The following is a 5,476-nucleotide window of genomic DNA, read 5'->3' as shown; positions in this document are numbered from 1 at the left end:
CCCACTGATTATTAGTTGAACCAATCGGGCTTTTACGGGCAGTTGATCTCCCACCTAACTCCTTCGCATTCGCCGAATTTTGAGGTGGGAGTCTTACTGCCCACAAATAGCGGGATAAAAAAAAAACCACTCTACATGAGTGGTTTTCTTCATCACTGCGCCATTTTCTTTCGGTACATCTTCCCGTTCCAGTAGAAGAATCGTGAAGTGAGACCTCCGTATTTTACAATGCGCCGTGCCATTTTGTGCATATTCTTTTGCGCTGATACTTTTTGGTCTGATAAATAAATACCAAGTAATCCTCTGCTTATGAGACGATGAAACTTCGCATGAGGCAAATCACCAATGCTTTTTTCTGCTTCTTCTACAAAGTGCTTCATGCGTTCTAATATTACTTGTTCGTTTTCATAATAACTACAGAAATTCAAATCTCCGCCGATGCGATCTTCTTCTTGATCGATGAAATAATCAAGTAAAATGTGAAGTCCTTGTACGTAAGGAAAATACCCTTGTCTAATTTTCTCAATATCCTCATCATGTAATTCATCATGAAATGCATATGCTACAAGACAAAAGATTCCAAGTGTAGAACCCGCACATGCTGAAAACTCAAACCAACTCATCGGTGGTAAGTTTTCTTTATGTGCTTCAAACCATGTTTTTAAGCGTGGTTCTCTTTCTTCTAATTTCACGTGTTTATGAATTTGCAAATCACAATAATAACAAGCAAGTTCATGAAGAACAGGAGCAATTTTATCATAGTGCTTCGTTTTCTTTAAAACATCTTGGCATGTTTCAACGAGTTCATCTAAATAACCACCATCATCTTGATCATCACGGTAACGATAATAATTACCGCCCCCTTCAACTTCAGGGCTTAATGCCATTATCATCGACTCATGAAGAGCGGCAAAATCTTTTGGATCAAGTGATGTACTGCGGTCACATAAATTATCTAAATAATCGCTAATCGTTTGATACGCTACAATAAAACGAATACATTCCTCTCGGTGCTCATTTGCTAACAGCGCTAAAATACCACCGCCCTCGCAATGAAACGTTTTATTCTCAATACTTGCGATTGCCTGACTATGAAGCTCATCATTTGGAATATGGTAGGCACGCTCTTTCCACATCGCTAGCTCATGGTGTACAACCGGAAACACATCACGGTATACTTTCGCCATGAGCGTTATGGGATTACTCGGTACGTTCACTTCTTCCTTCATCTCCTCTATTAAATGTACAAATAATGATTTATTTGTTTGTTTTTACTATATTATTGACATGTATTTCAGTAAATGACTGAATATAATTCAAAATTTCATCACGCTCATACTCATTTAATAACTCATGATAACAATTAGGCCATTCTTTATATGCCTTATCACTAATTTTAACATTATCAAACCATGTACGGACACGTGTTTTATCTACAAGTTTATCCTCACACGCCTGCATTAGCAAGAGTGGAACATCTGGAAAATCATCTATTTTCTCATGAACAATCTCAATAGACTTAATCAATTCACTATACCAACGTACTGATACTTTGCGCAAGAACAATGAATCATTCTCCATCGCATCCCTCACTTCATGGTTACGAGTTGACATTTCTACAGTGAGATTTGTTGCAAATTGCAATTTTGGAGCAACGACATTTAATATTTTTGAAGCAGCACGAAGCGGAGCAGAAGGTGCAGCTAATACTCCTAAACAAGGCGAACTTAATACAATCCCATCTATGTCCTCTCTTTTCGTTTCTTGCATCATACGAATAACGACAAGTCCTCCCATACTATGACCAAATAAAAAAATAGGCAATCGATATTTTCTTGCTTCTTTCACCCATAACTTTATTTCCTCTATGTATTCATCAAATGAATCGATATGTCCTCTATTTCTTGAAGTTGTTCCGTGTGCTGGAAGATCCCCCATAACGACGTGATAACCGCTATGATTCCACATTTCTGCAACTGCTTCATAACGTCCGTGATATTCCATAGCACCATGCACTATAATAATGACGGCTTTCGCTTCTTCCGCTTCATAGTTCCACATACGAAACTCCTCCATTTCACTCTTTTTCATAATTTGATACACTAAAACTAGTCTCTAGGAAAGGAAGGCTTTACATGATATATCCTTACAAAGAAAAAAATCCAAAAATTGTGAGTAGTGCTTTTATCGCTGATTATGTTACCATTACAGGCGATGTGACAATTGGCGAAGAATCTAGTATTTGGTTTAATACAGTCATCCGCGGTGATGTATCACCAACGATAATTGGAAATAGAGTAAATGTACAAGATCAATGTACACTTCACCAAAGCCCCCAGTATCCTCTTATTTTGGAAGATGATGTTACAGTTGGGCATCAAGTTATTTTACATAGCTGTCATATTAAAAAAGATGCTTTAATTGGAATGGGATCTATCATATTAGATGGTGCTGAAATTGGTGAAGGAGCTTTCATCGGTGCTGGTAGTCTCGTTTCACAAGGAAAGAAAATCCCTCCTAATACGTTAGCTTTCGGTCGTCCTGCGAAGGTCATTCGCGAATTAACAGAAGAGGACCGTAAAGATATGGAACGTATCCGCACACAATACGTTGAAAAAGGACAATATTATAAATCGTTACAAAAATGATTTTATCGCTGCCATAAGACTGGCAGCTTTTTTTATGAAAAAAGCTAACTTTTTCTTTACAAAACCTTATTATCCCCTCAATAAAATCTTATTAAAATAGAAGTTAATAACTCCATATATATGTAAATGAGGGAGGAAAAATCTCATGAAGGTCAGTGGACTATATAAAATAGAATGTTACATTTTCAAAGGAATTAATCGCTACTTTGATCAAAAAACATTAAACATCTTTTTCAGCAATATTACCCATATCGGTGGTGCTACCTTCTCTATTGCACTCACACTTTTCTTTTTAATCTTCGCAACAGGGAATTTACATCAAGCTGCAATTGCAACTGCTATTTCTTTAACAATTAGCCATATTCCAGTGCAAATATTAAAAAGATGGTATCCACGAAAACGTCCTTATTTGACAATTCAGGATGCGAAATATCCAGTTCATCCATTAAAAGATCATTCTTTTCCATCCGGACATACAACGGCTGTTTTCTCTGTCCTCATTCCATTTATTTGCTATAATCCAAACTTGCTTGCTTTTCTATTACCGTTAGCGCTATGCGTCGGTATTTCCCGTATTTATTTAGGGCTTCATTATCCGTCAGATGTATTTGTAGGCATGTGCCTCGGCACTTGCTCTGGCATCATCTCTTTTTATCAACTCATTCCACTCATGTAAAGGAGCGATATGATGAGAGTCGCCATATTTACCGATACATTTACACCACAAGTCAACGGTGTGGCGAAAACTTTGGAACGTTTAACTAAATATTTTCAAAAAGAAAATATCGCGTATTCTGTTTTCGCCCCTCAGCATACGGCAGAAGATAATTTCGTAGCGAATGTGAACACAATGAGAAGTATCCCGTTAACAATATTATATCCAGAATGTCGCTTTGCCTTTCCTACTCCGCGCATTAAGCGGGAACTTCTTGCTTTTAAACCGGATATTATTCACATTGCCACACCTTTCAACATGGGACTTTGTGGGTTGTATTACGCAAAAAAATTGAACATCCCAGTCGTCGGTTCTTATCATACTGATTTTGACGCCTATTTACACTATTACAAAATTGAGTTTCTCTCCAGTATGTTATGGAACTATTTAAAGTGGTTTCATAGTCATATGCAAAAAAACTTTGTTCCTTCCCCTGAAACATTACATCAATTAAAGAAAAAAGGATTTCAACAGCTCTATATTTGGGGACGTGGTGTAGATTGCACTCTCTTTCATCCAACTTACAATAAAGACCTATTCCGAAAAAAATATAATATTACAGCGAAATATATTCTTTCCTACGTCGGACGCCTTGCTCCTGAAAAAGATATCGACACTCTTCAAACACTTATTCAAACGACAAACAAAGAACGTGACGATATTCATTGGCTCATCGCTGGAGATGGTCCTCTCGCAAAGGGCCTGCATGAAAATGTTCCAAAAACAAATGTAACCTTTACTGGATATTTACAAGGCACGAATTTAGCTGAAGTCTACGCTTCCTCCGATCTAATGGTATTTCCATCTACTACTGAAACATTTGGGAACGTCGTACTGGAATCACTCGCATGTGGTACACCTGTTATTGGTGCGAATAGTGGTGGGGTTAAAAATATCATTAAAGATGAAAAAACTGGATTTCTATGTGAACCCAAAAATGAGGACTCATTTTTATCATCTATTTATGAATTGTTAAATAATGAAGAAATGCGTAAACAAATGAGCCAAGATGCTCACTCTTATGCTGCTACAAAAAGCTGGGATGAAATTTCCAGTGATTTACTCATGCATTATGATGATGTTATTCAAAGTCGAAAAGCGGAAATGCTAGCTTAAACTCAGCTTATGTACCATCAATTTACAAGTGAAACTCCTATATTGTACAAAATATAGGAAAAGAGGTCATACTTCATAGTATGACCTCTCTTTATCTTGCACTTTTATTTAGCAGTTCAGTTGTTACATAGATATAATGAATAAAATTTGAACTTATTTTTCTTCCCCTTTTGTCTGAGCCGCATCGAATGTCCAGTTCAATTTCAATGTATCTCCTTGGAATACGTTTTGCTCTTCTCCATTATCTACAAATATGAATTTCACATAGAAAGTGTCATCCTTGCCTGGAGCAAGTCCGTTTCCTTCCCAGTTTACAACACCTTTTTGTACAAGATCAGGAATGTTACCATCAGCAGTAGCCTGTTTCAATTCAGACAAAGTAGTTTCCCATACAGGAACTGTGTTCTTGTCTATGTTCCATAAGAACTCCACTTTGATGTGATCACCGAAATCAGCATCTCCGTTATCACCTTTTGCATCTGTTACAGTGTAATCAGTAAGAAGATGAACGTCCTTAATTTTCAAAGTGCCGTTATTGATCAAGTGGAAATCGCGCTCCACTTGGTCACCTGGTTTGATGTTGTCAACATCGATGATAACTTGCGGGTCAATATTCAAATCTAAAGTACCAGCCGCAAACGTATTTTCTGATACTTCTTTATCACTGAAGTATGCAAACGTTCCGCCTCCAATTAAAGATAAACCAAGAACTGCAGATGCAACACCCATACCCAGCTTTTTCTTAAGATTCATTTTAATAATCCCCCTATTTTTATAATATCTACACTATTAAACAGCTGATAAGTCCTTATGAGGTAGAAACGAATTGTTTCCTTATCCGATGTTTTTTAGGTTTACCTCTAAGATAGCCAATGAATTCTTAATAACGAACTCCTCGTTTTATTTAAGAGCGACTATCGATATTTACAGAAGATGATATTTCTCCCTCTTTTATCAGCAGCCGCTCCTAAGACACCTTCTTTTTATCCCGCTATTT

6 protein-coding genes are annotated in these 5,476 nt (G+C 37.0%); 3 read left to right on the top strand and 3 right to left on the bottom strand.

Features of this window, described 5'->3' with window-relative positions:
- Nucleotides 1–152: 152 nt before the first annotated feature.
- Both V7038_RS02635 and V7038_RS02630 read right to left on the bottom strand, forming a co-directional pair.
- Nucleotides 153–1,217 (bottom strand): tetraprenyl-beta-curcumene synthase family protein, encoded by a 1,065-nt coding sequence (locus tag V7038_RS02635; protein WP_144508638.1) that lies wholly within the window; start codon nt 1,215–1,217, stop codon nt 153–155.
- Between the two features lie 40 nt (nt 1,218–1,257).
- Nucleotides 1,258–2,061 (bottom strand): alpha/beta hydrolase, encoded by an 804-nt coding sequence (locus tag V7038_RS02630; protein WP_144508639.1) that lies wholly within the window; start codon nt 2,059–2,061, stop codon nt 1,258–1,260.
- A gap of 74 nt (nt 2,062–2,135) precedes the next feature.
- On the opposite strand from V7038_RS02630, the gene V7038_RS02625 reads away from it, so the two are divergent.
- From V7038_RS02625 to V7038_RS02615, 3 genes are all read left to right on the top strand, one after another.
- Nucleotides 2,136–2,648: a gamma carbonic anhydrase gene (locus V7038_RS02625; protein ID WP_335468999.1), complete on the top strand. Its 513-nt coding sequence runs from the start codon at nt 2,136–2,138 to the stop codon at nt 2,646–2,648.
- Nucleotides 2,649–2,793: 145 nt separating this feature from the next.
- Nucleotides 2,794–3,324, top strand: a complete 531-nt coding sequence (locus V7038_RS02620) for a phosphatase PAP2 family protein (protein ID WP_000868588.1) — start codon at nt 2,794–2,796, stop codon at nt 3,322–3,324.
- A gap of 12 nt (nt 3,325–3,336) precedes the next feature.
- On the top strand, nt 3,337–4,479 hold the full coding sequence (locus V7038_RS02615; protein ID WP_335468993.1) for a glycosyltransferase family 4 protein: 1,143 nt from the start codon (nt 3,337–3,339) through the stop codon (nt 4,477–4,479).
- Nucleotides 4,480–4,632: 153 nt separating this feature from the next.
- On the opposite strand, the gene V7038_RS02610 is transcribed toward V7038_RS02615, so the two are convergent.
- Entirely contained in the window at nt 4,633–5,232 is a 600-nt protein-coding gene (locus V7038_RS02610) for a TasA family protein (protein ID WP_335468991.1), read from the bottom strand.
- Nucleotides 5,233–5,476: the final 244 nt, after the last annotated feature.

Origin of the sequence: Bacillus sp. JJ783 (assembly GCF_036963225.1) — a bacterium.
GTDB lineage: Bacteria > Bacillota > Bacilli > Bacillales > Bacillaceae_G > Bacillus_A > Bacillus_A cereus_U.
Note: the sequence above shows the minus strand (reverse complement) of the source record. Positions and strands in the feature narration are given on the sequence as shown.